We start from the raw sequence: 25,074 nt of genomic DNA, 5'->3' as shown, positions 1-25,074 counted from the left end.
CGCGCGGGAGCGACCTGTGACGAGATCGTGACCTCAGCGCACGCCGCGCAGGCGCCCTTCGAGGTGCACGAGGCCGCCGACCTCGGGGGCGGCCCGCTGCGCGACGAGCACGTCGCCGACGACGACGTCGTGGTCCCCCGCGGGGTGGATCGCGCTGGTGCGGCACTCGAACCACGCGGCGGCGCCGTCGAGGCGGACGCCCGCGGCGACGTCGGGCGCGTGGTGCGGGACGCGCGTGAGCTGGTCGACGGCGGGGCGGCCGGCGGACGCGAGCCAGTCGGCGACGGGCGCCTGGTCGGCGCCGAGCACGGAGACGGTCCAGGTGTCGGCCTCGTCGAGCGCGTCGCGCAGGCGCGCGTCGGTGTGCACGCAGAACAGCAGGAGCGGCGGGTCGAGGGACACCGACGTGGCGGAGCTGACCGTCATGGCCCACACGGTGCGCCGCCAGGTCGTGGTGACGACGGCGACACCCGCGGGCAGGGCCGCGACGGCGGTGCGGAAGTCGTCGGGCTGCGCGCTCACGCGTCGGCCGCAGCGGGTCCGTCGGTCGACGCCGCGCCCTCCTGCTGCGCCGGGGGTGGCGTGACGGGTGCGGCCGCCCGGGGCGGGCGGGGCGTGTCGTCGAACCAGCGGCGCGGCGCGAGCGCCCCGAGCGCGAGGACGACCACGACGCCACCGAGCCACGCGAACCCGAGCCACGGCGCGTTGACGCGGTCGCCGCCGGGCAGGAGCACGTCACCGCCGGGACCGGTCTGCGCGAGCACGACGACCGCCAGGAACACCCCGCCGACGATCCCGACGTAGGCGGGCCACCCGGCCCACGCGCGGACCATGACGGTCGCGGCGAGCACCAGGGCGAGCGCGGCGAGCAGCCCCCACGGGATCGCGCCGCGGTGGACGACGGTCCCGAGCGCGCCGATCACGAGGCCGAGGACGAACGACAGGAGGGCCCGCAGGAGCGTCTGCGGGGTCAGCGGCTGCACGCGGTCAGGCTACCGGCCGCACCCCTGCGGGCCACGCGACGCCCGCGAGGTCGGCCGGGGTCACGCCGGCCGCGAGGCGGTACTGCTCGACCGGCAGCACCGGCTCGGCCAGGCCGAGGCTGAGGGCGTAGCGGCCGGCGAGCGCGGGCTCGTCGTCGACGGGGGCGACGTCCTGGACCTGGGTCGCGTGCGCGCGCAGCGCGTCCAGCACCGCGTCGCGGACGGCGCGGGTGTCGACCTCGAGCGCGACCTCGTCGTCGTCGACGACGACCGACGCGAACACGTCGTCCGCCGCGGGTGCGGTCAACGGGTCCCCCGGCCCGACGAGGCGGCGCAGCGCGGCGCGGGCGGCCCGCGCCCGCTCCCGGCCCTGCGCGGCCCACAGCACGACGGGCACGCGGTGGCCGTCGCGGGCCGCGAGCTCGAGCGCGCGGTGCGTCACGTGGTGCGCGTACACGTGGTCCGGGTGGCCGTAGCCGCCGTTCGGCTCGTACGTCACGACGACGTCGGGACGCCGCTCGACGACGAGCGCGGCGAGCGGTGCGGCCAGGTCGTCGAGCGGCTGCGCGGCCAGGGCCGTGCCCGCGGCGACCGCCTCGGGGGCGGCGACCGCGCGGCGGCCCTCGTCGGCCCACGCCATGCCCGAGTCCTCGTACCGCGCGCCGGTGAGCGCGTCGAGGAACACGCGGTCGGTCACGCCGAGCGCCGCGAGCGCGGCCGTGAGCTCGGTCTCGCGGTGCGCCGCGAGCGCCGGGCCGTCGCCCTGCAGGTGCGCGAGCGGGGCGCCGATCACCTCGCCGCGCTCACCGCGCGTGCACGTCACCAGCGTCACGGGCCGCCCGGCCGCGGCCCACGTCGCGAGCAGCGCTCCCGTCGCGAGGGTCTCGTCGTCGGGGTGCGCGTGCACCGCGAGCAGGCCGCCGGGCGCCACCGTGGGTCAGCCCTTCTTGGTGCGGGCCCAGATGCGCGCGCGCTCCGTCTGGTCGAGCACGACCTTGCGGATGCGCACGATCTCGGGCGTCACCTCGACGCACTCGTCCTCGCGCGCGAACTCGAGCGACTCCTCGAGCGTGAGCTTGCGCGGCGGGACGACGTTCTCGAACGACTCCGCCGTGGAGGAGCGGATGTTGTTGAGCTTCTTCTCCTTGGCGATGTTGACGTCCATGTCCTCGTTGCGCGAGTTCTCGCCGACGACCATGCCCTCGTACACCTCGGCGGTCGGCTCGACGAAGAACGTGCCGCGGTCCTGGAGGTTGAGCATCGCGAACGGCGTCGCGACGCCCGCGCGGTCGGCGACGAGCGAGCCGGTCAGGCGCGTCTCGATGACACCCGCCCACGGCTCGAAGCCCTCGGCGATGGACGACGCGATGCCCGTGCCGCGCGTCTCGGTGAGGAACCGCGTGCGGAACCCGATGAGACCGCGCGCGGGGACGAGGAACTCCATGCGCACCCAGCCCGTGCCGTGGTTGCTCATGGTCTCCATGCGGCCCTTGCGCTGCGCGAGGAGCTGCGTGACCGAGCCGAGGTACTCCTCGGGCACGTCGATCGTCATGCGCTCCATCGGCTCGTGGACCTTGCCGTCGATGACCTTGGTGACGACCTGCGGCTTGCCGACCGTCAGCTCGAAGCCCTCGCGGCGCATCTGCTCGACGAGGATCGCGAGCGCGAGCTCACCACGGCCCTGGACCTCCCACGCGTCGGGGCGGTCCGTGGGGACCACGCGCAGCGACACGTTGCCGATGAGCTCCTTGTCGAGGCGGTCCTTGACCTGGCGCGCGGTGACCTTGTGGCCCTTGCCGCCCTTGCCCGCGAGCGGGCTGGTGTTGATGCCGATCGTCATCGAGATCGCCGGGTCGTCGACCGTGATGGGCGGCAGCGGGCGCGGGTCGTCGGGGTCGGTCAGCGTCTCGCCGATGGTGATGTTCTCGATGCCCGCGACCGCGACGATGTCACCGGGGCCCGCGGACTCCGTGGGGACGCGCTCGAGCGCCTTGGTCTCCAGCAGCTCCGTGATGCGCACGCTCTGCTGCGAGCCGTCGTTGCGCACCCACGCGACCGTCTGCCCCTTGCGCAGCGTGCCGTTGAACACGCGCAGCAGCGCGAGGCGGCCGAGGAACGGGGACGCGTCGAGGTTCGTGACGTGCGCCTGCAGCGGCGCGGACTCGTCGTACGTCGGCGCGGGGATCTTCTCGAGGATGGTCGCGAACAGGGGCTCGAGGTTCTCGCTGTCCGGGAGCGCGCCGTCGGCCGGCTGCTCGAGCGACGCGCGGCCCGCCTTGGCGGAGGCGTACACGACCGGGACGTCGAGGATCGCGTCGAGGTCGAGGTCCGGGACGTCCTCGTGCAGGTCGGACGCGAGGCCGAGCAGCAGGTCGGTCGCCTCGTGCACGACCTCGGAGATGCGCGCGTCGGGGCGGTCGACCTTGTTCACGACGAGGATGACGGGCAGCTTCGCGGCGAGCGCCTTGCGCAGCACGAAGCGCGTCTGCGGGAGCGGGCCCTCCGACGCGTCGACCAGCAGGACGACGCCGTCGACCATCGACAGGCCGCGCTCGACCTCGCCACCGAAGTCCGCGTGCCCGGGGGTGTCGATGACGTTGATCGTGATGCCGTCGGGCTGACCCGCCGCGGCCGCCGCGGGGCCCAGGTACCGGACCGCGGTGTTCTTCGCGAGGATCGTGATGCCCTTCTCGCGCTCGAGGTCGCCCGAGTCCATCGCGCGCTCGTCGACGTGGTCGTGCGCGCCGAACGCGCCCGACTGCCAGAGCATGGCGTCGACGAGCGTGGTCTTGCCGTGGTCGACGTGCGCGACGATCGCGACGTTGCGCAGGTCGCCGCGAACGGCAGTTCCGGTGACGGACGAGGGCATGCGAGCTCTTCTCGAGTGGAGGAAAAGGGGGAGACGCCGACGGCGGCGCCGATCGATCCTACCCGCACCGAGCCAGTCACCGGCCGGTCGCGTGGCGCTCGCCACACGTGACGTGCGCCGCGCGGGCCGGTGCGCGGCGCCACGGGCCCTGCGGGCTCAGGCCTGCGTGGCCCAGGACCACCAGTCGGTCAGGTCGGCGCGCGAGAGCCGCAGCAGCGGGACCTCGCCCACCCGCGGTGCCCCCTCGGCCGGCTCGGCGCGCGTCGCCGTGAGCGCGGGTGCGTGCACGAGCGGCAGCACCGCACCGGCCTCGACCAGCCGCGCGGCGAGCGTGGCCTGTCCCGCGGCGAGCCCGGCGGGGTCGGTCTGCGCGGCGAGCGCCGCGAGCGCCGCGTCGGTGGCCTCGTCGGACCAGCCGGTCACGTTCGACGTGCCGTCGGTCCCCCACCGGCCGACGAGGGAGGCGACGGGGAGCTCGTCCTGAACGGTCGGCACGAGCGCGACGTCCCACGCGTCGGGCTCGGCCCACAGCGCCGTGGTCGGGTCGGCCGTGGACGCCGTCAGCTCGAGGCCCGCGGCGCGGGCCGCGTCGGTGAGCAGCGCGACCGTCTGCTCGCGCAGCGGGTCGGTGGTGTTCGCGAGCACCCGCACCGCGACGGGCGTGTCGACCCCCGCGTCCGCGAGCAGCGTCGCGGCGGAGTCCGGGTCGGGCCGGGCGGTCGCGACCGCACCGCCGGCACCCTCGCCCACCGTGGCCAGCACCGCGGTGTCGACGACCGCGTCGGGCCACAGCGGCGCGACGACGTCGGTCACCACCTGCTCGCGCGGGACGGTCAGCCACAACGCGCGTCGCACGGCCGGGGCGCGATCGGCGCCCGCGAGCGGTCCCGTGCCCGCGGTCTGCGCGACGAGCTGCCACGCCGCGTCACCGCCGGTGACGACGTCCGCCTCGGCGTCCGTGAGCGCGTCGCGCACGTCCTCGGTCGCGACCGGGGCGACCACGTCGACCTCACCGGATGCCAGCGCCTCGACCTGGTCGAGGGGGTGCAGGTCCGTGCGCACCCGCACCGAGTCGAACCGCGCGGGCCGCGATCCCGCGTAGTGCTCGTTGCGCACGAGCTCGACGCCGCCGGCGGTCACGGCCGCGACCGCGTACGGGCCGGTCGTCACCGCGTCGGCGGCGCTCGCCGCGAGGGCGTCCTCGTCGAACGCGGTCCGCCACGTGCGGGACAGCGCGACGAGGTCGTCGTGGTGCTCGGCGGGCGCGGTCACGGCTGCGACGACCGCCTCAGCCGCCTCCTGCGCGTCCTCGACCCCGAGCGCCGTGCGGCCCAGCACGTGCGCGGGCAGGTTGACGTCGAGCGCGACCTGCCAGTCCGCGACCGGCTGCGCGTACCGCAACGTGACGCGACCCTCGTCGTCGACGGCCGGGACGGCCTGCACGTGCACGAGCGCGCGCGACGTCGCCGCGAACGCCACGCCCGCGTCCAGGGCGTCGCGGTTGACGACCTCGCCGTCCTCGCCGAGCTCGGGCGCGACCTCGTCGAGCGCACCCGACCGGGCGGCCCACTCGAGCAGCAGGTCCGCCGCGGTCACGGGCGTGCCGTCCGACCAGCGCACGTCGGGGCCGACCGTGTACCGGACCGTCAGGGGGTCGTCGGACGTCTTCTCGACCGTGCCGAACACGGGGTCCATGACGGCCGCGCCCGTCGCGTCGAGCGCGACGAACCCGTCCTGCACGAGCCCGCGCACCAGCACCGACCCGGGCAGCCGGCCCTCGGGCGTGCCCGCGTTGAGCGAGCCGAACGGGGCGCCGACGGTGACGACCGCGTCGCCGGACCGGTCCGGCCCGGGCTCCGGCGACGACGAGCACGCGAGCGGGACCAGGGCGACCGCACACCCCGCCGCAGCGGCGAGGAGCGCGCGGCGGCCGCCTCGAGGGCGACCGGCCGCACGCTCCTGCGCTGCACGGGTCACGGGCAGGTCACCCGCGCGTCAGGAGCGGTCGGCGAGCAGCGCCCGCAGCTCGCGACGCTCGCGCTGCTTCTCCGGGTTGGGCAGCGGCACGGCCGCGATGAGGCGCTGCGTGTACGGGTCCTGCGGGTTGCGCAGGATCGCGTCGCGCGAGCCCTGCTCGACGATCCGGCCGCGCTGCATCACGACGATGCGGTCCGCGAGCAGGTCCACCACCGCGAGGTCGTGCGTGACGAACAGGCACGCGAACTTCAGGCGCTCCTGCAGCTCCTGCAGCAGCTCGAGCACGTGGGCCTGCACCGACACGTCCAGCGCGGACGTCGGCTCGTCGGCCACAAGCAGCTCGGGCGACAGCGCGAGCGCACGCGCGATGCCGACGCGCTGCTTCTGACCGCCCGACAGCTCGTGCGGGTAGCGGTTGCGGTACGCGCGGGGCAGCTCGACCTGGTCGAGCAGCTCCTCGATGCGACGCTGCAGCTCGCCACCCTTGGCGATCTTCGCGAGGTACAGCGGCTCACCGATCGACTCACCGATCGGCAGGCGCGGGTTGAGGCTCGACGACGGGTCCTGGAACACCATGCCGACCTTGCGGCGCAGGCGCGCGATCGTCTTGCGGTCGTTCGACGAGACGTCGATGTCGCCGACCGTGAGCGTGCCCTCGGCCACCGGCAGCAGGCCGACCGCGGCGCGGCCGATCGTCGTCTTGCCGGAACCGGACTCGCCGACGAGGCCCACGACCTCACCGGGCCGCACGACGAGGTTCGCGCCCTCGACCGCGCGGAACGCCGGCATGCGCCCCTGCTTGGGGTACTCGATCGCGACGTCCTTGAGCTGCAGGATCGGCTCGGTGCCGGCCATCTCGCGGGCGCGCTCCTCGCGACGCGCGGCCTCGAGCTTGGCCGCGTTCTCGGCCTCGCGGCGCGCGAGCTCCTCGCGCGACACGTCGACGACGAGGTCCTCCGCGTGGGTCGCGCTCGCGAGCGCGGCCGTCAGGTCGATCTCCGGGCCGCCGAGGTGCGGGACCGCGGCGAGCAGCTCCTGCGTGTACTGGTGCTGCGGGTCGGAGAAGATCTGCTCGGACGTGCCCATCTCGACGATCACGCCGCGCCGCATGACGGCGATGCGGTCCGCGAGGTCCGCGACCACGCCCATGTCGTGCGTGATGAGGATGACCGCGGAGTCGAGGCGGTCGCGCAGGTTGCGCATGAGGTCGAGGATCTCGGCCTGCACCGTGACGTCGAGCGCGGTCGTCGGCTCGTCGGCGATGAGCAGGGCCGGGTCGCAGGACAGCGACTGCGCGATCATCGCGCGCTGGCGCTGGCCGCCCGAGAGCTGGTGCGGGTACGACCGGAACGCCTTGTCCGGGTCCGGCAGCTCGACCATCGACAGCAGCTCGAGCGCGCGCTCGCGGGCCTGCGCGGGCGACATCTCGCTGTGCAGGCGCAGCGTCTCGATGATCTGCGAGCCGACCGTGTACGCCGGGTTCAGCGCGGTCATCGGCTCCTGGAAGATCATCGCGACGTCGTTGCCGCGGATCGCGCGCATGCGCTTGCTCGGCAGCCCGCGCAGCTCGGTGCCACGCAGCTTGATCGAGCCCGAGATGCGCGCGTTGCGCGGCAGCAGGTCGAGGATCGCCATCGAGGACACGGACTTGCCCGAGCCGGACTCGCCGACGATCGCGAGGACCTCGCCGGGGGCGACGGAGTAGTTGAGCTTGATCGCCGCGGGCACCCACGTGCGGTCGACCGCGAAGTCGACCGACAGGTCGCGCACCTCCAGCACGGGCTCGCGGGTCGTGGTGGGCGTGGTCATGACAGAGCTCCTGGGATCATGGGGTCGTGCGAGACGACGACGAGACCTGGACCTTCCGGCCCCGCAGCGCGGCGTGGATCACGGGGGGTACGTGGCTCGTGGTCGCGGGCTTCGCGGGTGCCGCGGTCGCCGAGGGGGGTGCTGGTGCGCTGCTGCGTGCGGTGCCCTTCACCGCGGCCGCCGCACTGGTGACGTGGCTGCTGGCCTACCTGCCGCACGTGCGCCTCGACGACGAGGGGATCCACGTGGTGAACCCCTTCGTGACGCACCACGTGCCGTGGGAGGCGCTCATCGAGATCCGCACGCGCTTCACGTGCACGTTCGTCACGCCCGGCAGGAAGGTCGAGGCGTTCGCCGCCCCGGGTCCCGGCCGGCACGCCGCGACGCGCGCCGCGTCGGTCGACCTGCGGCACGCGCACGCCACCGCGTTCGACCCCGCACGCTCGGTGAGCATCGGCGAGATCGGCCACTCGCCGTCCGCGGTCGTCGCGACCGAGGCGCGCCGCCGCTGGGAGCGCCTGGTCGAGGGCGGCGAGCTCGAGCTGGGCGTCGCCGACGAGGTCCCGGTGCGCCGCGAGCTGCACACGACCGGCCTGGTGACGGTGGTCGCGCTCGTCGCGCTGGGCGCGGTGCTGCAGCTCGTCGGCTGAGCACCGCGCCGCGTGCGTGCGCGTGCACCGCGAGACCGGGCGCATCACCGGTGCTCGTCCCCGGGGGTCTCCCCGAGCGGGCCGCCGGGAGCGTCGACCTCCCACCCGCTGCGCACCCCGCCGAGCGTGGCGACGTTCGCGGCGAGCAGGCTGCCCTCGAGGCGGTTGTCGATCTCCTCGCGCGGCGTCTCCTTCATGCGACGCAGGGAGATCTTGCGCTGGCGCGGGTCGAACGCGTCGCGCAGGCCGTCGCCGATGAAGTTGATGCAGAGGCAGATGAGGACGATGAACAGGCCGGGCCACCAGAACAGCCAGGGGCGCGTGGCGAACGCGGCCTGGTTCTGGCTGATGAGCAGGCCCAGGGACGTGTCCGGCGCCTTGACGCCCATGTTCAGGTAGGACAGCGACGTCTCCAGCAGGATCGCCGAGGACATCAGCAGGGTCGTGTTGACCGTGATGACGCCGACCGCGTTCGGCAGGATGTGCTTGAAGATGATCCGCTTGTCGGACGCGCCCGCGAGGCGGGCCGCGTCGACGAACTCGCGCTCGCGCAGCGACAGGAAGTCACCGCGGACGAGCCGCGCCATGCCGGTCCAGTACGTCAGGCCGAGCAGCAGGCCGAGCACGACGACACCGGACTTGGTGTTGTAGCCGATCACGGCGCCGATGAGCAGCACCGGGATGATGATCACCATGTCGGTCAGGCGCATGAGCACCGCCTCGACCCAGCCGCGGAAGTACCCGGACAGCGCGCCGAACACGACGCCGACGAACGCGGCGATGACGCCGACGACGAACGTCACGAGCAGCGAGATCTGGGTGCCGCGCATCGTCATCGCGAAGTAGTCGCGCCCGACCGAGTCCTGCCCGAACGGGTGCTCTCCCAGGGAGAACGGGAACAGGCTCAGCGTGGGTCGCCCGCCGTTCTGCAGCGGCGGGGTGTCCGTCCAGCGGAACTTCCACCAGCCGTGCCAGCCGCCGATGCCCACCGAGGTGAGCGCGAGGATCACGACGAGCGCGAGGACGACGAGCGAGACGATCGCGCCCGTGTGGCCGAAGAAGCGCTTGCGGACCAGCGCGCCCTGGCTCTTGCCCTTGAGGTCGGCCGCGACCTCGCCGGAGTCGAGGGAGTCGGTCATCCGCTCCGTGGTCTGCTCGGTCATGCCTTCACCCTCACGCGCGGGTCGAGTGCGGAGTACAGGAGGTCCGCGACCAGGTTGAACGTCACCGCGGTGACGCCGACGACGAGGAACACGCCCATGACGGGGTTCGGGTCCTGGTGGTCGAGGCCTTGGATGAAGAGCTGGCCCATGCCCTTGAACGAGAACACGTTCTCGGTGATGACGGCGCCACCCAGCAGGCCGCCGATGTCGAACGCGACGATCGTCGCGAGCGGGATCAGCGCGTTGCGGAACGCGTGCCGGACGACGACCGTGCGCTCCGGCAGGCCCTTGGCGCGGCCGGTGCGGACGTAGTCCTGACCCATCACCTCGAGCATCGACGCACGCGAGTAGCGCGTGTACGAGGCGAGCGAGATGAGGATGAGCGAGATCGTCGGGAGGACGAGGTGCGTGTACTTGTCGACGCCCGTGATCCAGAAGTCGCCGTTGAGGTTCGGCGTCTCCGAGCCGATCGTCGCGATCGGGCGGCCGCGCGTGAGCTTGAAGTACTCGGGCCACGCCTGCATGAACCCGTCGAGCAGCACGAGGCCCGCGACGAGGAACGAGGTGAGGGCCGCGACCTTCATCGACTGGCCGCGGTCGTAGCCGCCCATGAGGCGCCCGACGAGCAGGCCGCCGCCGACCGCGGCGATGCCGAGGAGGATGACGAGCCAGACCGACGGGTCCTCGAGCAGCGGCTGCAGCGCGAACATCGCGACGACGGCGAGCCCGACCATGATGAGCGCGGAGTACAGCGCCTTGCGGTTGCGCAGGCCCGCGAGCAGCGCGGTGAGCGCGAACGCGATGCCGACGCCGAGCCCGGCGACGATGCCCGGCCCGAGACCCGGGTAGCTGAACCACTGCGACCAGCCGAGGTACCACAGGATGCCGGCGGTGAGGAGCGTGGACCCCGCGAACACGATGCCGCGGCGCTTCCACGAGCCGCCGATGAGGACCGTCCAGATGACACCGGCGACCAGCCCGACGGCGAGAGCGACGGTCACGCTCACCGACGGGTCCCGGAGGAAGTCGTTGAAGCCGATCGCGCCGAACTCCTTGAGGAGCACCGCGACCCAGAACACCGGCAGCGAGAAGAACAGGAACGTCATGAACGTGACGCTGTAGTCGAGCACCGAGTACTGGCGCAGCGCGACGACGATGCCGATCGTGATGCCGATGACGACCGCGAGGATCGTCGCGGTGAGCACCAGCTGGATCGTCGAGGGGATCGCGGCGCTCAGCGCGTCGGTGACCTCCTGGCCCTGGAGCGTCTTGCCGAGGTCGCACTGACCGGGGATCACGCACTTGACGGCTCCGCTGAGCCACGAGAAGTAGCGCAGGGGTGCGGGGGTGTCGAGGTCGAGCAGGTCGATGCGGGCCTGCATCAGGGCCTCTTTGTTGGGGCGGTTCGACTCGCGGTACTCCCTCAGCGGGTCACCGGACACGGCGACCAGCTGGTACACGAGGAACGACGCCCCGAGCAGGATGAGCAGCGACACACCGAGGCGTCGCAAGACGTAGGAAGCCATCAATTCTCGCTTCTCGGGCGTGGGGAGCGTGCGCGGGTGAGGTGCACGCCTCCGCGTCGGCGTCGCGCTGTCGCGACGCAAAGGTCGGGAACGCCGCGCCTCGTGGGCGACGCGTTCAAGGCGGGTCCGCCGTACTGGTCAGTACGACGTTCTGAGGAGGGACTCTAGCGCGCGTCGCGCGCCGGTCCGTCGTCGACGGTGCGTCGACGACCCCGGGACGCACCGGTGCCGGGACCCGAACGACCGGGTCCCGGCACCGGTGGCTGTCATACCGGGGAGGTCAGCCGACTCAGTCGGTGACCGTCCAGTCCCACACGTTCCACCAGACACCCGACTGGCTCGGGTTGTAGGCCTCGATGCCACCCACGCGGTCGGCGACCGCGTCGATGCCGACCGACTGGAACAGGGGCAGGCCGTACGCGTCGGCGAACAGGAGCGGGTCGATCTGCTCCTGGATGTTCGCCTGCTCGTCGAGGTCCAGCGTCTTCACGAGCGTCGCGGCGAGCTGGTCGACCTCGGCGTTCTTGTAGCCGTTGTAGTTGCCACCACCGGTGCTGGAGAAGATCTGCGGGACGCCGGAGACGCCGACACCCGAGTTGATCCAGCCGAAGATGGCGACGTCGTACGAGCCGTCGGCGAGGCGCGAGCCCCACTCGGCGTCACCCTGGTCGTCGACCTTGAAGCCGGCGGCCGTGGCCTGCGCCGCGATCAGCGTGTAGGCGTTGACGCGGTTCGGGTTGTTGATGTTGTAGAGGATGCGCACGGTCGGCGTGACACCGACCTCCTCGAGCAGCGCCTTGGCGCCGGCGACGTCGGGCTCACCCGGGAAGTCGGCCGACCCGTTGTTCGCGACCGAGTCCTCGTACGAGGCCTGGGCCGGGACGAAGAGCTGCGAGTTGAGGATCGACGCGTCCGCCTTGAGCGGCGTGACGATCGCCTCGAGGATCGCCTGGCGCGGGATGACCTTGAGGAACGCCTGGCGGACCTTGAGGGCCTTGGCCTCGTCGCCACCGTAGGTCGCGGGGTCGAACGGACCACCGTTGTTGAAGGTCAGGTCGACGTGGTCGTACGCGAGCTGGTCGCCCTCGTGGACCGTGATGCCGTCGATGCCCTCGAGCGCCGCGAGCGTGTCAGCGGACGGCTGCGGGGAGATGACGTCCACCTCGCCGTTCTTGAGCGCCTGCACGGCCGCCGTGGCGTCCGGGATGGTGCGCATGACGATCGAGTCCAGCTTCGGCGTCAGGTCGCCCGAGTACTTCTCGTTCGGGACGAGCGTGACGGACTGGTTCTCGACGACCTCGGAGACGATGTACGGGCCGGACGAGAGGTACAGCTCCGGGTCGCTCGGGAGGACCGTGGAGTCGAAGCCGGTGTTCCAGAAGTCCGCGACCTTGCGCAGCTCCGGGTCGTCGGCCGTCGCGTCCTTGGCGGTCGGCGCGAGCTTGGTGAACAGGTCGATCAGCGCCTGACCGTCCGCGAGGCCGGCCTTCTTGGCGACGACGTGCGCGGGCGCCTCGGCGGCGAGCGCGTACTCCCAGTCGGCGGCCGGCTCGGAGAAGGTGAGGGTCATCGAGCGACCGTCCTCACCCAGCTCCGGGAAGTCGGTCAGCGCGAGCGTGCCCGTGTCACCGGCGTAGTCGAAGTAGGAGACCTTGCCGTCGGCCGAGTTGTAGTGGCCCGAGTCGACCGCCCACGACAGGAGCAGGTCGTCCGCGTCGACGGGCTCGCCGTCCGACCAGACGACACCCTCGTTGATCGTGTACTTGACGGTCAGCGGGTCCTCGGAGACGACCTCGTACGTGCCGAACGACTCGTCCTTGGCGACACCGGGGTTGCCCGCGGCGAAGCTCGACCCGTCGACGTAGTTGAACCACGCGCGCGTCGGGTAGGTCGTGACCTTCGCGTTGATGTCCGTGTTGCCGTTGCTCGTGTTCGGGTTGAACGAGAAGAACTGGTTCGTCTCGGCAACGGTGAGCGTGCCGCCGGTGGTGGCCGCCTCGGAGGCCGACGGAGCGCCGGTGGCGTCGTCGTCCGAGTCGCCAGGCGCGTTGGAGCACGCGGTGAGCACGAGCGCGGTGGTCGCGAGAGCCGCGACACCGGCCAGGGATCGCCTGATCTTCAATGTTCCTCCAGGGAAGGTGGAGGTCCGCAGGACCGCTCGTACGAGGTACGGCTGTGAGGCAGACCGCCAGGGTTTGGCGCAACGTTAGTCAAGCGTTTTCGGGCAAAGCGGGCTGGGACCCGGCCGACCCCTGATCGTTACCCGATTGATACTGACCAGTACGTCTCAACTTTCGAGACAGCGGCGGCGATTCATGCCGAAAAATCACCTCTCTCCAGCGGGAAGGCTGTCCACCATCCGTCAAATCGGCGACGGTCCCACGCGCGATGTGTTAAGGCCCCGTTACACACCGGCCACCTGCCGGACACGTCCCGGCAACACGACCGACCGCCGACGCCTCGGCAGGACGGCACAATGCGGGCGTGAACCTCACCGACCTCGCCCGCCGTGCGGGACGCACCCGCTGGTTCGCGCGGCTCGGCCGCGCGACGTCGCGGCTCGACCGACGCCTGCAGCGGGCGACCGGCGGGCGGTGGACGGTCCTCGGCCGCGCGCGCCTGCCGCAGCTCGTGCTCACGACCACCGGCCGCCGCTCGGGCGAGCCGCGCGAGGTGGTGCTGCTCCACGTGCGGCACGAGGACGCCTGGGTGGTGCTCGGCTCCAACTGGGGCCAGGCCCACCACCCCGCGTGGGCGCTCAACCTGCTGGCCGACCCGCGGGCCCGGGTCACCGTCGAGGGGGCCACGCACGAGGTGGCCGCGCGTCTCGCCACGCCTGCCGAGTCACGGGTGCTCCTGCCCCGCCTGCGGGAGACCTGGCCGGGCTACGAGGCGTACGAGCAGCGCGCCGGCCGCGACCTGCACCTGTTCGTCCTCGAGCCCGTCCGGTAGGCGTGCGCACACCTACCACGCGGTAAGTCTTTTCGGTTAGGCTCGCCCGCGTGGGATCGCTCCCGCACGCTCGTCGTGCGGCTACGGGACCCACCGGCTCGCGCCGCCGCCGTCGTGATCCCCGTCGTAAAGGACCTGTCGTGACCCCACCCCTCGAGACCGCCGGCCGCACCGAGACGGGCACGGCGCCCTACCTCGACGCGACGCTCCCCGTCGCCGAGCGCGTCGCCGACCTCGTCGGCCGCATGACGCTGGCGGAGAAGGTCGGGCAGATGATGCAGCTCGACTCGCGCGGCTCCGTGCGCGGCCTCATCGAGGACCAGCACGTCGGCTCGATCCTGCACACCTCCCCCGCCCTGGTGCGCGAGGCGCACGAGATCACCGCCGGCACGCGGCTGCGCATCCCGCTGCTCATCGCCGAGGACTGCATCCACGGTCACTCGTTCTTCGAGGGCGCGACGATCTTCCCGACCCAGCTCGGCATGGCGGCGTCCTGGAACCCCGGGCTCGTCGAGCGCGCCGCCCGCATCACGGCCGTCGAGGTCGCCGCGACCGGCATCCACTGGACGTTCTCCCCCGTGCTGTGCATCGGCCGCGACCTGCGCTGGGGCCGCGTGTCCGAGACGTTCGGCGAGGACCCGTTCCTCATCGGCGAGCTCGCCTCGGCCATGGTGAAGGGGTACCAGGGCGACGGTCTGACCGACCCGACCGCGATCCTCGCGACCGCCAAGCACTTCGCCGGCTACTCCGAGACGCAGGGCGGGCGTGACGCGACCGAGGCCGACATCTCGCGCCGCAAGCTCACCGCGTGGTTCCTGCCCCCGTTCGAGCGCGTCGCGCGCGAGGGCTGCGCGACGTTCATGCTCGGGTACCAGTCGATGGACGGCACGCCCATCACCGTCAACGACTGGTTGCTGACCGACGTCCTGCGCGGCGAGTGGGGTTACACCGGCACGCTCGTGACCGACTGGGACAACGTCGGTCGCATGGTCTGGGAGCAGCAGATCCAGCCCGACTACGCGCACGCCGCCGCGGCTGCGGTCAAGGCCGGCAACGACGTCATCATGACGACGCCGCAGTTCTTCGAGGGCGCGCAGGAGGCCGTCGCCTCCGGGCTGCTCGACGAGGCCGCGATCGACGCCGCCGTCTCGCGCATCCTCACGCTCAAGTTCTCACTCGGGCTGTTCGAGGACCCGCGCCGCCCCGACGACGCGCGCATCGCCCAGGTGCTCGGCGTCCCCGAGCACGAGGCCGTCAACCTCGAGCTCACGCGCCGGTCGGTCGTGCTGCTGCGCAACGAGGGCGTCCTGCCGCTCGCGGGTGGCTGCACCGCGGGCGACGACGAGCGCGCGGTCGCCCCCGCGGGCGCCGAGCACAAGCGCGTGCTCGTCGTCGGCCCGAACGCGGACGACACCGACGCGCAGCTCGGCGACTGGGCCGGCCGCTCCGGTCAGGTGGACTGGCTGCCCGACGGCCACCCGCGCCACATGATCGAGACCGTGCTCGACGGGCTGCGCCGCCGCACCCCCGAGGGGTGGGACGTCACGTACGCGCGCGGCGCCGACATCCTCACGCTCGCGCCCGACCCCGAGGGCGAGTTCTTCCCCGACGGGCAGCCGCGCCCGCAGGTCGTCATGCCGTGCGAGCCCGACGAGGCGCTCATCGCGGAGGCCGTCGCCGCGGCTCAGGAGTCCGACTACGTCGTCGCCGTCGTCGGCGACCGCATCGAGCTCGTCGGCGAGGGCCGCTCGACCGCGACGCTCGAGCTCATCGGCGGTCAGGTCGCGCTGCTCGACGCGCTCGCCGCGACCGGCAAGCCGCTCGTCGTCGTGCTGGTGGCGTCCAAGCCGCACGTGCTGCCCGACTCCGCGCTGGACGCCGACGCCGTGGTCTGGGCCGCCAACCCGGGCATGCGCGGCGGTCAGGCGATCGCCGAGATCCTGCTCGGCCTCGTCGAGCCGTCCGGACGCCTGCCCATCACGTTCGCGCGGCACGTCGGCCAGCAGCCGACCTTCTACAACCAGCTGCGCGGCCAGCACGGCACGCGGTACGCGGACCTCACGCAGCGTCCCGCGTTCGCGTTCGGCGAGGGCCTGAGCTACACGACCGTCGAGTACGCCGACCTCGAGGTCCTCACGCCGTCACTCACCGCGTCGGACGAGGTGCGCGCGCGGGTCACGCTGCGCAACACCGGTTCGCGCCCCGCGCTCGAGACCGTGCAGGTGTACGTGTCCGACCTGGTCACGACGACCATGTGGGCCGAGAGCGAGCTCAAGGCGTACCGCCAGGTCGAGGTCGCGGCGGGCGAGAGCGTCGTCGTCGACCTCGCGCTGCCGGCGTCCGCGTGCTCGATCGTCGACGCCCACGCGCGCCGCGTGGTCGAGCCGGGCGCGTTCGAGCTGCGTGTCGGTCCGTCGTCGGTCCGCGAACGGCAGCTCGTCGCGGGCTTCACGATCACGGCCTGAGCGGTTCCCGGCCGGTGATGTCCGGTTCATGACGCGTTCGTGGCCCGCCTGGACGACAGGCGGGTCACGGGCGGGTCACGAGGTGGTGACGGTCGTCGCCGGAACCGGTTCCACCGGCTACGGTGACGCCATGCAGGTTCGGGTCATCGGCGACCGTCGCGTCCTCATGCTGCCCGCGGACGGTCCCGCGATCGGTGCAGCGCAGGCGACGGACCTCGTCGGCGACGCGTGGGGCTACGACGCGTCCGTCGTCGCCGTCCCCGCGCAGCGCCTCGACCCCGACTTCTTCCGCCTCAGCACGCGCGTCGCCGGGGAGATCGCGCAGAAGCTCGTGAACTACCACCTGCACCTCGTCGTCGTCGGCGACGTCAGCGAGCAGGTCGGGTCCAGCGAGGCGCTCGCCGGGTACGTCCACGAGTCCAACCGGGGCCGGCACGTGTGGTTCGTCGCGGACGACGACGAGCTCGAGCAGCGCCTCGTCGACCAGCCCACCGGGGTACCCGGCCGCGCCTAGCCGGGGTCGACTCAGGTCGCCGAGCCCCGGTCCTGCCACGTGCACAAGCACAGGCGGTTGCCCTGCGCGTCCGCGACGACCCAGAAGCTGGGTGCGTGCGAGTCGTCGACCAGCCGACCGCCGGCCGCGAGCGCGGCGTCCAGGCGGGGCTGCACCTGGCTCGGGTCGACCCACACGTCGAGGTGCCAGCGCTGACGGGGCTCCTCGCTGCCGGACCGCTGGAACCAGACCGGCGGCAGCGCCTCGGCCGGGTCGCGCACCTCGTCGTCCCGCCCGGCGAACGCGAGCACGGCCTCGTAGAACGCACGCACCTGCGTGTGGTCGGGGCTGTCGAGCGCGAGCTCGACGACCGCGCGCTCGATCCCGCGCAACGCGTGCCCCGCCTCGGCGGCGAACGCGCTGATGTCCCGCGCGAGCCGCACGTCCTTCTCCGTGACGCCGCCCGCGTCGTGGCTCGTGAGGCGCACGTCGACGAACGGGTAGCGCAGGTCGACGTCCGGGTGGTGGCCCTGCGCCTCGGCGGCGGCGCCGATCCGGTTCACGAGCGCGAGCCCCGCGGCGAAGTCACCCGTGGCGATGCGGGTGTGCAGCCCGCCGGGCAGGTACACCCAGCCCGTCAGGCCCGCGTCGGCGATCTGCTGTCCCGTCAGCGTCTCCATCGCCCCATGCTGACGCCCACCTCCGACACGCGCACCGCGAGCGGCGCTCACGGGTGGGAGGCTCAGGCGCGGGAGCGGGCGCGGTAGGCGCGGGCCTTCATGACGTCGCCGCACTCGCCCATCGAGCACCAGCGGCCCGAGCGGTTGCGCGACGCGTCGTAGTACACCCACTGGCAGTCGGGGTTGGCGCACGCCTTGAGCCGTTGCAGGCGGCCGGCCCGGTGCTCGTCGAGCACGGTCGCCAGCAGCGCGGCGGCCTCGTCGTGCTCGTCGACGGGGACGAGGCGCGGACCGTCGGCGCCGACGCGGACGACGAGCGCGCGACGCGAGGCCTCGCGGTCGAGCGCGTCGGCCGACCCGTCGACGACGAACGCGCGCAGCGCGTCGCGCAACGTGCGCCACGCCGCGGGCGCCTCGGCCAGCCGTTCGACGCCGTGGAAGCGGTCGTCGGTGTTGAGCAGCGCGCGGACGCGCTCGAGCGCGCCGGGGGCGACGCCCGGCTCGACGCCGAGGGTGGTCCACCGCTCGAGGGTGTTGACGTCCGGCACGGGACACACGATAGTCGTCACCACTGTCAGATGTTTACCGGTGATGCGAGGATCCTGATGACTCCCCCGACGACGAGCCCGACCGCCGCCCGCACGACTCGGCAGCGGGCGACGCAGGACGACCGACCCGGCTGCGACACGTCCGACATGCTGACCATCCACGCGCTGTTCCGCCGCGCGTTCACCGACCTGCCCGGCCTGGTGCGCGGCGTCGACGACGGCGACCTCGCGCGCACGCAGGTCGTCGCGGCGCACACGCTCGAGGTCGCCGGCGCACTGCACCACCACCACACGGGCGAGGACGAGCTGCTCTGGGAGAGGCTCGAGCAGCGGGCACCCGCGTGCGCGCTGCACGTCGGGCGGATGCGCGCGCAGCACGCCACGACCGCCGAGCAGCTGCGCGACCTGCACGAGGCCGTCCCCGCGTGGCAGGCCACCGCGAGCGCCGCCGACCGCGACCGTGTCGCCGACCACCTCGACGCCGTGCGCGACACGCTGCTGACGCACCTCGGCGACGAGGAGTCGTCCATCCTGCCGACCGCGTCGACCGTCATGTCACAGCGCGAGTGGGGCGCGCTGCACGAGCACGGCATGGCGTCCGTCCCGCGCGACCGGCTGCTCCTGCAGCTCGGCTGGATCCTCGACGTGGTGCCGACCGCCGAGCGCGCCGGGTGGCTGCGCACCAACCTGCCCCTGCCCGCACGGGTGGTGTGGCACCTCGTCGGACGGCGGCGCTTCGCGGCCCACCGCGCGCGGGTCTACGGCACCACCTGAGCCGCCATCGCGCGGGCCGCGAACCGGTCAGGATTCGAGAAGCACGCGCCCGCTCGTCGTCCCTAGCCTGGCCGTGAACCGACGACGAAGGGACACGACCATGGCGGGACGCGACGAGCAGGACGCGGGCTTCACCGACGAGGAGAAGGCCGCGGTCAAGGAGCGCGCCAGGGAGACGCGCGCGGCGAAGAAGCTCACCCCGGAGCAGGCGCAGGCGGAGGTGCTCGCGAAGATCGCGGAGTTCCCCGACGACGACCGCGCGATCGCCGAGGCGATCCACCGGCTCGTCCAGGAGAACGCCCCGCACCTGACCGCGCGCACCTGGTACGGCATGCCGGCGTACGCGAAGGACGGCAAGGTGCTGGCGTTCTTCCAGCCCGCGTCGAAGTTCAAGGCGCGCTACGGCACGCTCGGGTTCAACGACCCCGCGAACCTCGACGACGGCCCGATGTGGGCGACGACGTTCGCCGTCACCGAGCTGACGCCGGACGTCGAGGCGCAGATCGCGAGCCTGGTCAAGCGCGCGGCGAGCTGACGCGGCACGCGACGGGCGCCCGCGCGGGCGCCCGTCGTCGCGTCAGCCGACCTTCTCCGCGCGCAGGATCGAGGCGAGCTTCTTGCCGCGTGCCAGCTCGTCGACGAGCTTGTCCATCCAGCGGAGCTGCTGCATGAGCGGGTCGGCGATCTCCTCGACCCGGTAGCCGCAGATGACGCCCGTGATGAGGGTCGCGTTCGGGTTCATCGCCGGGGCCTGCGCGAAGAACGTGCGCAGGTCGACCTCCGAGTCGATCGCCCGGCGCAGCCCCGCCTCGTCGTAGCCCGTGAGCCACGTCAGCACCGTGTGCAGCTCGTCGACCGTGCGCCCCTTGCGCTCGACCTTCGTCACGTACAGCGGGTAGATCGACGCGAACGTCATCCGGAACACGCGCTCGTTGCTCATCTCGCCCCTCCGCAGCTTCTCCACCGAGCGTAGGCCCATATCGCACCCGCAGGTTCGCCGCCGTGCTAGCCTCGCCGCACTAGATCCCCCACGCCTCTCGCAGAAGCGCACTTGGGGGATTTTCTCTGTCCTCCAGGGGGTCCATTCGGCTCGCAGGGCCGTGCGACCGCGAGGCTCGCTGCGCTACACCAAACCTGCGATGACCATCGAAGGACTCGTGGGCCGGCTCGAGGAGCGCGGGCTCGCGATCCCTGACGAGACCAAGGCCGCCCGGTACCTCCGACACATCGGGTACTACCGGCTCTCGCCGTACACGATCCCCTTCCAGGATCGAGGCGCCGAGCACCGGTTCCGCGCCGGAGCCGCGTTCGACGACGTCCTGGATCTCTACGTCTTCGACCGCGCGTTGCGCCTCCTCGTGATGGATGCCCTCGAACGCGTGGAGGTGTCCGTACGCGCGGCGCTCACCGACCACATGTCGACGACGCAGGGGACTGCTGCACGGATAGGTGACAGCGGGTCTCAGGCGGCGAGTGCTACCTGAGTGGTCATGATGGCCTCGAACTCGATGGGTGTCAGTCGGCCGAGTCGGGCTTGCCTGCGGCGGCGGTGGTAGGTCCGTTCGATCCAGGTGATGATCGCCAGGCGAAGTTCCGCCCGGGTGGCCCAGCGGCGGCGGTCCAGAACGTTCTTCTGCAGCAGCGAGAAGAAGCTCTCCATGGCCGCGTTGTCCCCGGCCGATGCGACCTGGCCCATGGATCCGAGCAGGTCGTGACGGTCCAGTTCGCGCAGGACCTTCCTGCTGCGGAACTGGCTGCCCCGGTCCGAGTGCACGATGCAACCGGCCACGTCACGACGGCGTTGCACGGCACTGGCCAGGGCGTTCACGGCGATCCGGGACTTCATGCGGTCGCTGATCGAGTACCCCACGATCCGGTTGGAGTAGACGTCCTTGATCGCGCACAGGTACAGCTTGCCCTCGGCCGTGGCGTGCTCGGTGATGTCCCAGAGCCACAACCGGTTCGGTGCATCGGCGCGGAAGATCCGCAGCACCCGGTCGTCGTGCGCCGGCGGGCCGGCCTTCTTGCCGTTCCTGGCGCGCTTCTTGCCGAAGACCGACCACCATGCGTTGTCCCGGCAGATTCGCCAGACCCGCCGGTCACACGCGCGCAGACCCGCACGGTGAGCCTCGTCGGCGAGGAGCCGGTGCCCGAACTCCGGGTCGTCGACGTGGGCGTCGAACAGCACGTTGGCCAGGTATGCCTCGTCCAGGTCGTGCGCGGTCACCGGGGCGGCGAGCCAGCGGTAGTAGGGCTGTCGGGCGAGCTTGAGGACCCGGCACGTCACCGCGACGGGGATCCCGTCACCGGCGAGCTCCTTCACGAGCGGGTACATCATTTTCCCGGCAGGTGCGCCTGGGACAGGTAGGCCGTCGCACGGCGCAGCACCTCGACCTCCTGCTCGAGGAGCCGGTTGCGGCGTCGCAGCTCACGCAGCTCGGCCGACTCACTGATCGTCACGCCGGGGCGGTTGCCGTCCTCGACGTCCGCATCACGCAGCCAGTTCCGCAGACACGACTCGGCGATGCCGAAGTCGGCCGCGATCTGCTTGATCGGAGCCTCGCCGCGACGAGCGACCGCCACGACGTCCGCGCGGAACTCCTGGGGATAGGGCCTGGGCACGGTGCACATCCTTCCAGCGGTGCCCTTCGGCACCACAGGTCAGGTGTCACCTATCCGTGCAGCAGACCCCAGAGCGATCCGCACTGGTACGTCGACCCGCACCACTTCCGCGACCGGTCGCGACACGCGAACCTCCTGAAGGACGTGCGCGACCGGTGCGACAAGCAGCTCGGGGCCAAGGCCGAACGCCACGGCGACGCCCTCGTCCATCGCTCGAGCACTACCTCACCACGTACGCATCGCCCGAGCTGCCGCCGTCGTGGGTGATGGTCGAAGAGCTCACCATCGGCCAGCTGAGCACCGTCTACCGCAACCTTGCACGCCGATCCGATCGAACAGCCGTCGCGGCGGTTCTCGGGCTCACAGCGCCGGTCCTGGAGTCATGGCTGCAGACGTACGTACGAGTGCGCAACGTCTGTGCCCACCACGGACGGCTGTGGAACGTCGGGCTCGGGGTCTATCCCGTCATCCCGGCGTCCGACCGGATCTCCTGGCTCGACGGCCCCCTGCCAGAGCGGTCACGTCAGCGCCTCTACCCCGTCCTCGTCTCCCTGCAGGCCGTGCTGGACACCGTCTCGCCGCGCAGCCGTTGGGCGGTGAGGCTCCACGACCTGGTCGCCCCCCGACCCGCGATGAACCTCGCGGGCATGGGTGTGCCGTCAGGCTGGTCCGACGACCCGTTCTGGCGTCGCCACCTCGCCTGACGCACGCCGCTCGCCACGCATCGTCGGCCGTTCGATCGGCCAGAGTTACCGACACAGTGTCGGGAAGTCGTACGCTAGTCGTCGTGACCGTCGACACCGAACGCTTCCACCGCCTGCGCTGGTGGGGCCTCGCCGCCATCTCGGTGGGCGTCGCCCTCATCGTCATGGACGCGACCATCGTCTCCGTCGCGATGCCGGAGATCATCGCCTCCCTCGACCTGTCCACCACCCAGGTGCAGTGGGTCCAGGAGGTCTACACCCTGGTCTTCGCGGCCCTCCTCATGGTCTGGGGGACGACGAGCGACCGGATCGGCCGGCGGCGCCTGCTCCTCATCGGGCTCGTGGTGTTCATCGGCGCGAGCATCCTGTGCGCGTTCGCGACGTCCGGCGCGTGGCTCATCGCGGCGCGCGCGCTGCAGGGAGTCGGCGGGTCGATGATCCTGCCGACCACGCTCGCGCTGCTCAACGCCACGTTCCGCGGCAAGGAGCGCGGCATCGCGTTCGCCGTGTGGGGCTCCACGATCGGCTCCATGGCCGCGGTCGGCCCGGTGCTCGGCGGGTGGCTCACCTCGTCGTTCTCGTGGCACTGGGCGTTCTGGATCAACGTGCCGTTCGGCATCGCCGTCATCGTCGGCCTGCTGTACGCGGTGCAGGAGTCCCGGCAGCCCGGCGCCGAGCGCTTCACCGACTGGGTCGGCGCCGCCGCGTCCGTGCTCGGGTTCGGCGTGCTCGTCTTCGCCCTGATCGAGGGCCGCTCCTACGGCTGGTGGTCGGCTGCCGACGGCGCGTCGGCGAGCCTCGGCAGCTTCAGCATCATCCCGCCGCTGTTCGTCGTCGCCGTCGTCGTGCTCGCGCTCCTCGTCGTGTGGGAGAAGGCGCGCGTGACCGCGGGCCGGTCCGTCCTGCTCGACGTCACGCTGTTCCGCATCCGCTCCTTCAGCAACGGCAACATCACCGCGCTAACCGTGTCGCTCGGTGAGTTCGGCCTGATCCTGTCGCTGCCCCTGTGGTTCCAGAACGTGCGGGACATGGACGCCCTGCACGCCGGGCTCGCGCTGCTGCCACTGGCGATCGGGTCCTTCCTCGCGAGCGGCGGCGTGCACTCGCTGTCCGAGCGCATGGCGCCCGTGCAGATCGTCCGCCTCGGCATCGGGCTCGAGATCGGCGCGCTCGCCTCGCTCGCGCTGCTCATCCGCCCCGGCTCGTCGCTGTGGGTCACGAGCGTGCCGCTGCTCGTCTACGGCATGGGCGTCGGCTTCGCGACCGCGCAGCTCACGCAGCTGATCCTCGCCGACGTGCCCGTCGACAAGTCCGGCCAGGCGTCCTCCACGCAATCCACCTCCCGGCAGGTCGGGTCCGCGCTCGGCATCGCCATCCTCGGGACCGCGCTGTTCACCACCCTGCGCGCGTCCACGGAGTCCCGACTCACGTCGCTGCTCGGCCCCGGCGAGCAGGTCGACGGTCTCGTCGACGCCATCGCCGGGAGCTCCGGCGGGCTCATCGGACCGCTGTCGCAGGAACCCTCGTCCGCCGCGATCGCCGACGCCGCCCGCGAGGCGCTCACGCTCGGCGTCTCCGTCGCCGCGTGGGTGGCCGTCGTCGCGCTCGTCGTCGGGTTCCTCACGACGCTGCGGCTCGGCGGCGCGCGGACGACCACCCCGGAGTCCGACGAGCAGGCCGACGACCCCGTCAGCGACGAGCAGCCCGTCTGACCGCGCGCCGCGGGCCTACGGGCCCGCGGCGACCGTTCGGTCCCGCCGGGCGGGGCTAGACGTTGAAGCGGAACTCGACCACGTCGCCGTCGACCATCACGTAGTCCTTGCCCTCGACGCGGGCCTTGCCCGCCGAGCGGGCGGCGGCGACGGAGCCTGCCTCGACCAGGTCGTCGAACGAGATGACCTCGGCCTTGATGAAGCCCTTCTGGAAGTCCGTGTGGATCACGCCCGCGGCCTGGGGGGCGGTCCAGCCCTGGCGGATCGTCCAGGCGCGGGCCTCCTTGGGTCCGGCCGTCAGGTAGGTCTGCAGGCCGAGCGTGTGGAAGCCGACGCGCGCGAGCTGGTCGAGGCCCGCCTCGTCCTGGCCGTTCGCCTCGAGCATCTCGCGCGCCTCGTCCTCGTCGAGCTCGACGAGCTCCGACTCGAACTTCGCGTCGAGGAAGATCGCGTCCGCGGGGGCGACGAGCGCGCGCAGCTCGTCCTGCATCGCGGTGTCCGCGAGGCCCTCGTCGTCGGTGTTGAAGACGTAGATGAACGGCTTGGACGTCATGAGCTGCAGCGCGCGCACGTGCTCGTCGTCGCGCAGGCCCGCGGCGAACAGCGTGGTGCCGGTCTCGAGGACCTCCTTGGCGCGCTGCGCGGCGGCGAGCACCTCGGGGTCGGTCTTCTTGCCGCGGACCTCCTTCTCGAGCCGCGGGATCGCGTTCTCGAGGGTCTGCAGGTCGGCGAGGATGAGCTCGGTCGAGATGATCTCGATGTCGTCCTTCGGGTTCACCTGGCCCGAGACGTGCACGACGTCGGGGTCCGCGAACGCGCGCGTGACCTGGCAGATCGCGTCGGCCTCGCGGATGTTCGCGAGGAACTTGTTGCCCAGGCCCTCGCCCTCGGACGCACCCTTGACGATGCCGGCGATGTCGACGAACGAGACCGTCGCGGGGACGATCCGCTCGGAGCCGAACACCTCGGCGAGCTTCGTCAGGCGCTCGTCCGGGAGCGGCACGACACCGACGTTGGGCTCGATCGTCGCGAACGGGTAGTTCGCGGCGAGCACCTGCGCGCGGGTCAGGGCGTTGAAGAGGGTGGACTTGCCGACGTTGGGCAGGCCGACGATGCCGATGGTGAGTGCCACGGGCGGCAAGTCTAC

General features: G+C 72.1%; 23 protein-coding genes. 9 read left to right on the top strand and 14 right to left on the bottom strand.

Going from position 1 to position 25,074, the window contains the following annotated elements; all coding sequences use genetic code 11:
- Window positions 1-33 precede the first annotated feature (33 nt).
- The 6 genes from F1D97_RS07290 to F1D97_RS07265 all read right to left on the bottom strand — a co-directional run bounded on the left by F1D97_RS07290 (window position 34) and on the right by F1D97_RS07265 (window position 7,638).
- Entirely contained in the window at window positions 34-522 is a 489-nt protein-coding gene (locus F1D97_RS07290) for a flavin reductase family protein (RefSeq protein WP_236123185.1), read from the bottom strand.
- Complete coding sequence (locus tag F1D97_RS07285; RefSeq protein ID WP_236123184.1) at window positions 519-983, bottom strand: hypothetical protein; 465 nt, start codon at window positions 981-983, stop codon at window positions 519-521. Before F1D97_RS07285 ends, F1D97_RS07290 begins: the two co-directional genes overlap by 4 nt.
- Window positions 984-987: 4 nt before the next feature.
- The gene (locus tag F1D97_RS07280; RefSeq protein ID WP_236123183.1) at window positions 988-1,914 is read right to left on the bottom strand and encodes a PIG-L family deacetylase; all 927 of its coding nucleotides are present in this window, start codon (window positions 1,912-1,914) and stop codon (window positions 988-990) included.
- A 6-nt stretch (window positions 1,915-1,920) separates the two neighbouring features.
- Entirely contained in the window at window positions 1,921-3,852 is a 1,932-nt protein-coding gene (gene typA / locus F1D97_RS07275; protein ID WP_236123182.1) for a translational GTPase TypA, read from the bottom strand.
- Window positions 3,853-4,008: 156 nt separating this feature from the next.
- The gene (locus tag F1D97_RS07270; protein WP_236123181.1) at window positions 4,009-5,829 is read right to left on the bottom strand and encodes an ABC transporter substrate-binding protein; all 1,821 of its coding nucleotides are present in this window, start codon (window positions 5,827-5,829) and stop codon (window positions 4,009-4,011) included.
- Window positions 5,830-5,847: 18 nt separating this feature from the next.
- Window positions 5,848-7,638 carry an ABC transporter ATP-binding protein gene (locus tag F1D97_RS07265; protein ID WP_236123180.1) on the bottom strand — a complete coding sequence of 597 codons (1,791 nt, stop codon included), beginning with the start codon at window positions 7,636-7,638 and terminating at the stop codon, window positions 5,848-5,850.
- Window positions 7,639-7,664: 26 nt separating this feature from the next.
- Between F1D97_RS07265 and F1D97_RS07260 the strand changes: the two genes are divergently transcribed.
- On the top strand, window positions 7,665-8,288 hold the full coding sequence (locus F1D97_RS07260; RefSeq protein WP_236123179.1) for a PH domain-containing protein: 624 nt from the start codon (window positions 7,665-7,667) through the stop codon (window positions 8,286-8,288).
- Between the two features lie 44 nt (window positions 8,289-8,332).
- Here the strand turns inward: F1D97_RS07260 and F1D97_RS07255 are convergent, their stop codons facing one another.
- The 3 genes from F1D97_RS07255 to F1D97_RS07245 all read right to left on the bottom strand — a co-directional run bounded on the left by F1D97_RS07255 (window position 8,333) and on the right by F1D97_RS07245 (window position 13,099).
- A complete protein-coding gene (locus F1D97_RS07255) occupies window positions 8,333-9,451 on the bottom strand; it encodes an ABC transporter permease (RefSeq protein ID WP_236123178.1) in 1,119 nt (372 codons plus the stop codon).
- Complete coding sequence (locus F1D97_RS07250) at window positions 9,448-10,977, bottom strand: ABC transporter permease (protein WP_094179339.1); 1,530 nt, start codon at window positions 10,975-10,977, stop codon at window positions 9,448-9,450. The genes F1D97_RS07255 and F1D97_RS07250 overlap by 4 nt, the downstream gene beginning before the upstream one ends.
- Before the next feature lie 289 nt (window positions 10,978-11,266).
- Window positions 11,267-13,099, bottom strand: a complete 1,833-nt coding sequence (locus F1D97_RS07245) for an ABC transporter family substrate-binding protein (protein ID WP_094179338.1) — start codon at window positions 13,097-13,099, stop codon at window positions 11,267-11,269.
- Between the two features lie 362 nt (window positions 13,100-13,461).
- On the opposite strand from F1D97_RS07245, the gene F1D97_RS07240 reads away from it, so the two are divergent.
- The 3 genes from F1D97_RS07240 to F1D97_RS07230 all read left to right on the top strand — a co-directional run bounded on the left by F1D97_RS07240 (window position 13,462) and on the right by F1D97_RS07230 (window position 16,908).
- Window positions 13,462-13,929 carry a nitroreductase family deazaflavin-dependent oxidoreductase gene (locus tag F1D97_RS07240; protein ID WP_094179337.1) on the top strand — a complete coding sequence of 156 codons (468 nt, stop codon included), beginning with the start codon at window positions 13,462-13,464 and terminating at the stop codon, window positions 13,927-13,929.
- Window positions 13,930-14,069: 140 nt separating this feature from the next.
- Window positions 14,070-16,394: an exo-beta-d-1,3/1,6-glucosidase gene (locus F1D97_RS07235; RefSeq protein ID WP_236123177.1), complete on the top strand. Its 2,325-nt coding sequence runs from the start codon at window positions 14,070-14,072 to the stop codon at window positions 16,392-16,394.
- 130 nt (window positions 16,395-16,524) lie between these two features.
- A complete protein-coding gene (locus tag F1D97_RS07230) occupies window positions 16,525-16,908 on the top strand; it encodes a DUF4180 domain-containing protein (protein WP_236123176.1) in 384 nt (127 codons plus the stop codon).
- Between the two features lie 11 nt (window positions 16,909-16,919).
- Here the strand turns inward: F1D97_RS07230 and F1D97_RS07225 are convergent, their stop codons facing one another.
- The gene (locus tag F1D97_RS07225; RefSeq protein ID WP_236123175.1) at window positions 16,920-17,567 is read right to left on the bottom strand and encodes a 4a-hydroxytetrahydrobiopterin dehydratase; all 648 of its coding nucleotides are present in this window, start codon (window positions 17,565-17,567) and stop codon (window positions 16,920-16,922) included.
- A 62-nt stretch (window positions 17,568-17,629) separates the two neighbouring features.
- Window positions 17,630-18,115, bottom strand: coding sequence for a CGNR zinc finger domain-containing protein (locus F1D97_RS07220; RefSeq protein ID WP_236123174.1), 486 nt, complete (start codon window positions 18,113-18,115; stop codon window positions 17,630-17,632).
- A gap of 147 nt (window positions 18,116-18,262) precedes the next feature.
- Between F1D97_RS07220 and F1D97_RS07215 the strand changes: the two genes are divergently transcribed.
- Window positions 18,263-18,889, top strand: a complete 627-nt coding sequence (locus F1D97_RS07215; RefSeq protein WP_236123173.1) for a hemerythrin domain-containing protein — start codon at window positions 18,263-18,265, stop codon at window positions 18,887-18,889.
- A 100-nt stretch (window positions 18,890-18,989) separates the two neighbouring features.
- Window positions 18,990-19,424 carry an iron chaperone gene (locus F1D97_RS07210; protein ID WP_236123172.1) on the top strand — a complete coding sequence of 145 codons (435 nt, stop codon included), beginning with the start codon at window positions 18,990-18,992 and terminating at the stop codon, window positions 19,422-19,424.
- 42 nt (window positions 19,425-19,466) lie between these two features.
- On the opposite strand, the gene F1D97_RS07205 is transcribed toward F1D97_RS07210, so the two are convergent.
- Complete coding sequence (locus F1D97_RS07205) at window positions 19,467-19,829, bottom strand: DUF2200 domain-containing protein (RefSeq protein WP_236123171.1); 363 nt, start codon at window positions 19,827-19,829, stop codon at window positions 19,467-19,469.
- A gap of 217 nt (window positions 19,830-20,046) precedes the next feature.
- Between F1D97_RS07205 and F1D97_RS07200 the strand changes: the two genes are divergently transcribed.
- Complete coding sequence (locus tag F1D97_RS07200; RefSeq protein WP_236123170.1) at window positions 20,047-20,373, top strand: Abi family protein; 327 nt, start codon at window positions 20,047-20,049, stop codon at window positions 20,371-20,373.
- Here F1D97_RS07200 and F1D97_RS07195 read toward each other — a convergent pair.
- Window positions 20,352-21,511, bottom strand: a protein-coding gene (locus F1D97_RS07195; RefSeq protein WP_236123169.1) for an IS3 family transposase whose coding sequence is annotated in 2 segments (ribosomal slippage) — window positions 20,352-21,230 and window positions 21,233-21,511 — 1,158 coding nt in all. Because the reading frame shifts where the segments join, the coding sequence is not laid out codon by codon here. The two genes, F1D97_RS07200 and F1D97_RS07195, sit on opposite strands and share 22 nt — an antisense overlap.
- A gap of 56 nt (window positions 21,512-21,567) precedes the next feature.
- On the opposite strand from F1D97_RS07195, the gene F1D97_RS07190 reads away from it, so the two are divergent.
- Window positions 21,568-22,215: an Abi family protein gene (locus F1D97_RS07190; protein ID WP_317618970.1), complete on the top strand. Its 648-nt coding sequence runs from the start codon at window positions 21,568-21,570 to the stop codon at window positions 22,213-22,215.
- Window positions 22,216-22,298: 83 nt separating this feature from the next.
- Complete coding sequence (locus F1D97_RS07185) at window positions 22,299-23,927, top strand: MFS transporter (RefSeq protein WP_236123167.1); 1,629 nt, start codon at window positions 22,299-22,301, stop codon at window positions 23,925-23,927.
- Between the two features lie 55 nt (window positions 23,928-23,982).
- Here the strand turns inward: F1D97_RS07185 and ychF are convergent, their stop codons facing one another.
- On the bottom strand, window positions 23,983-25,059 hold the full coding sequence (gene ychF, locus F1D97_RS07180; protein ID WP_236123166.1) for a redox-regulated ATPase YchF: 1,077 nt from the start codon (window positions 25,057-25,059) through the stop codon (window positions 23,983-23,985).
- Between the last annotated feature and the right edge of the window lie 15 nt (window positions 25,060-25,074).

Origin of the sequence: Cellulomonas palmilytica, from assembly GCF_021590045.1 — a bacterium.
Taxonomy (GTDB): Bacteria; Actinomycetota; Actinomycetes; order Actinomycetales; family Cellulomonadaceae; genus Cellulomonas; species Cellulomonas palmilytica.
The sequence above is the reverse complement of the archived record's forward strand: the minus strand, read 5'-3'. Positions and strand labels throughout refer to the sequence as shown.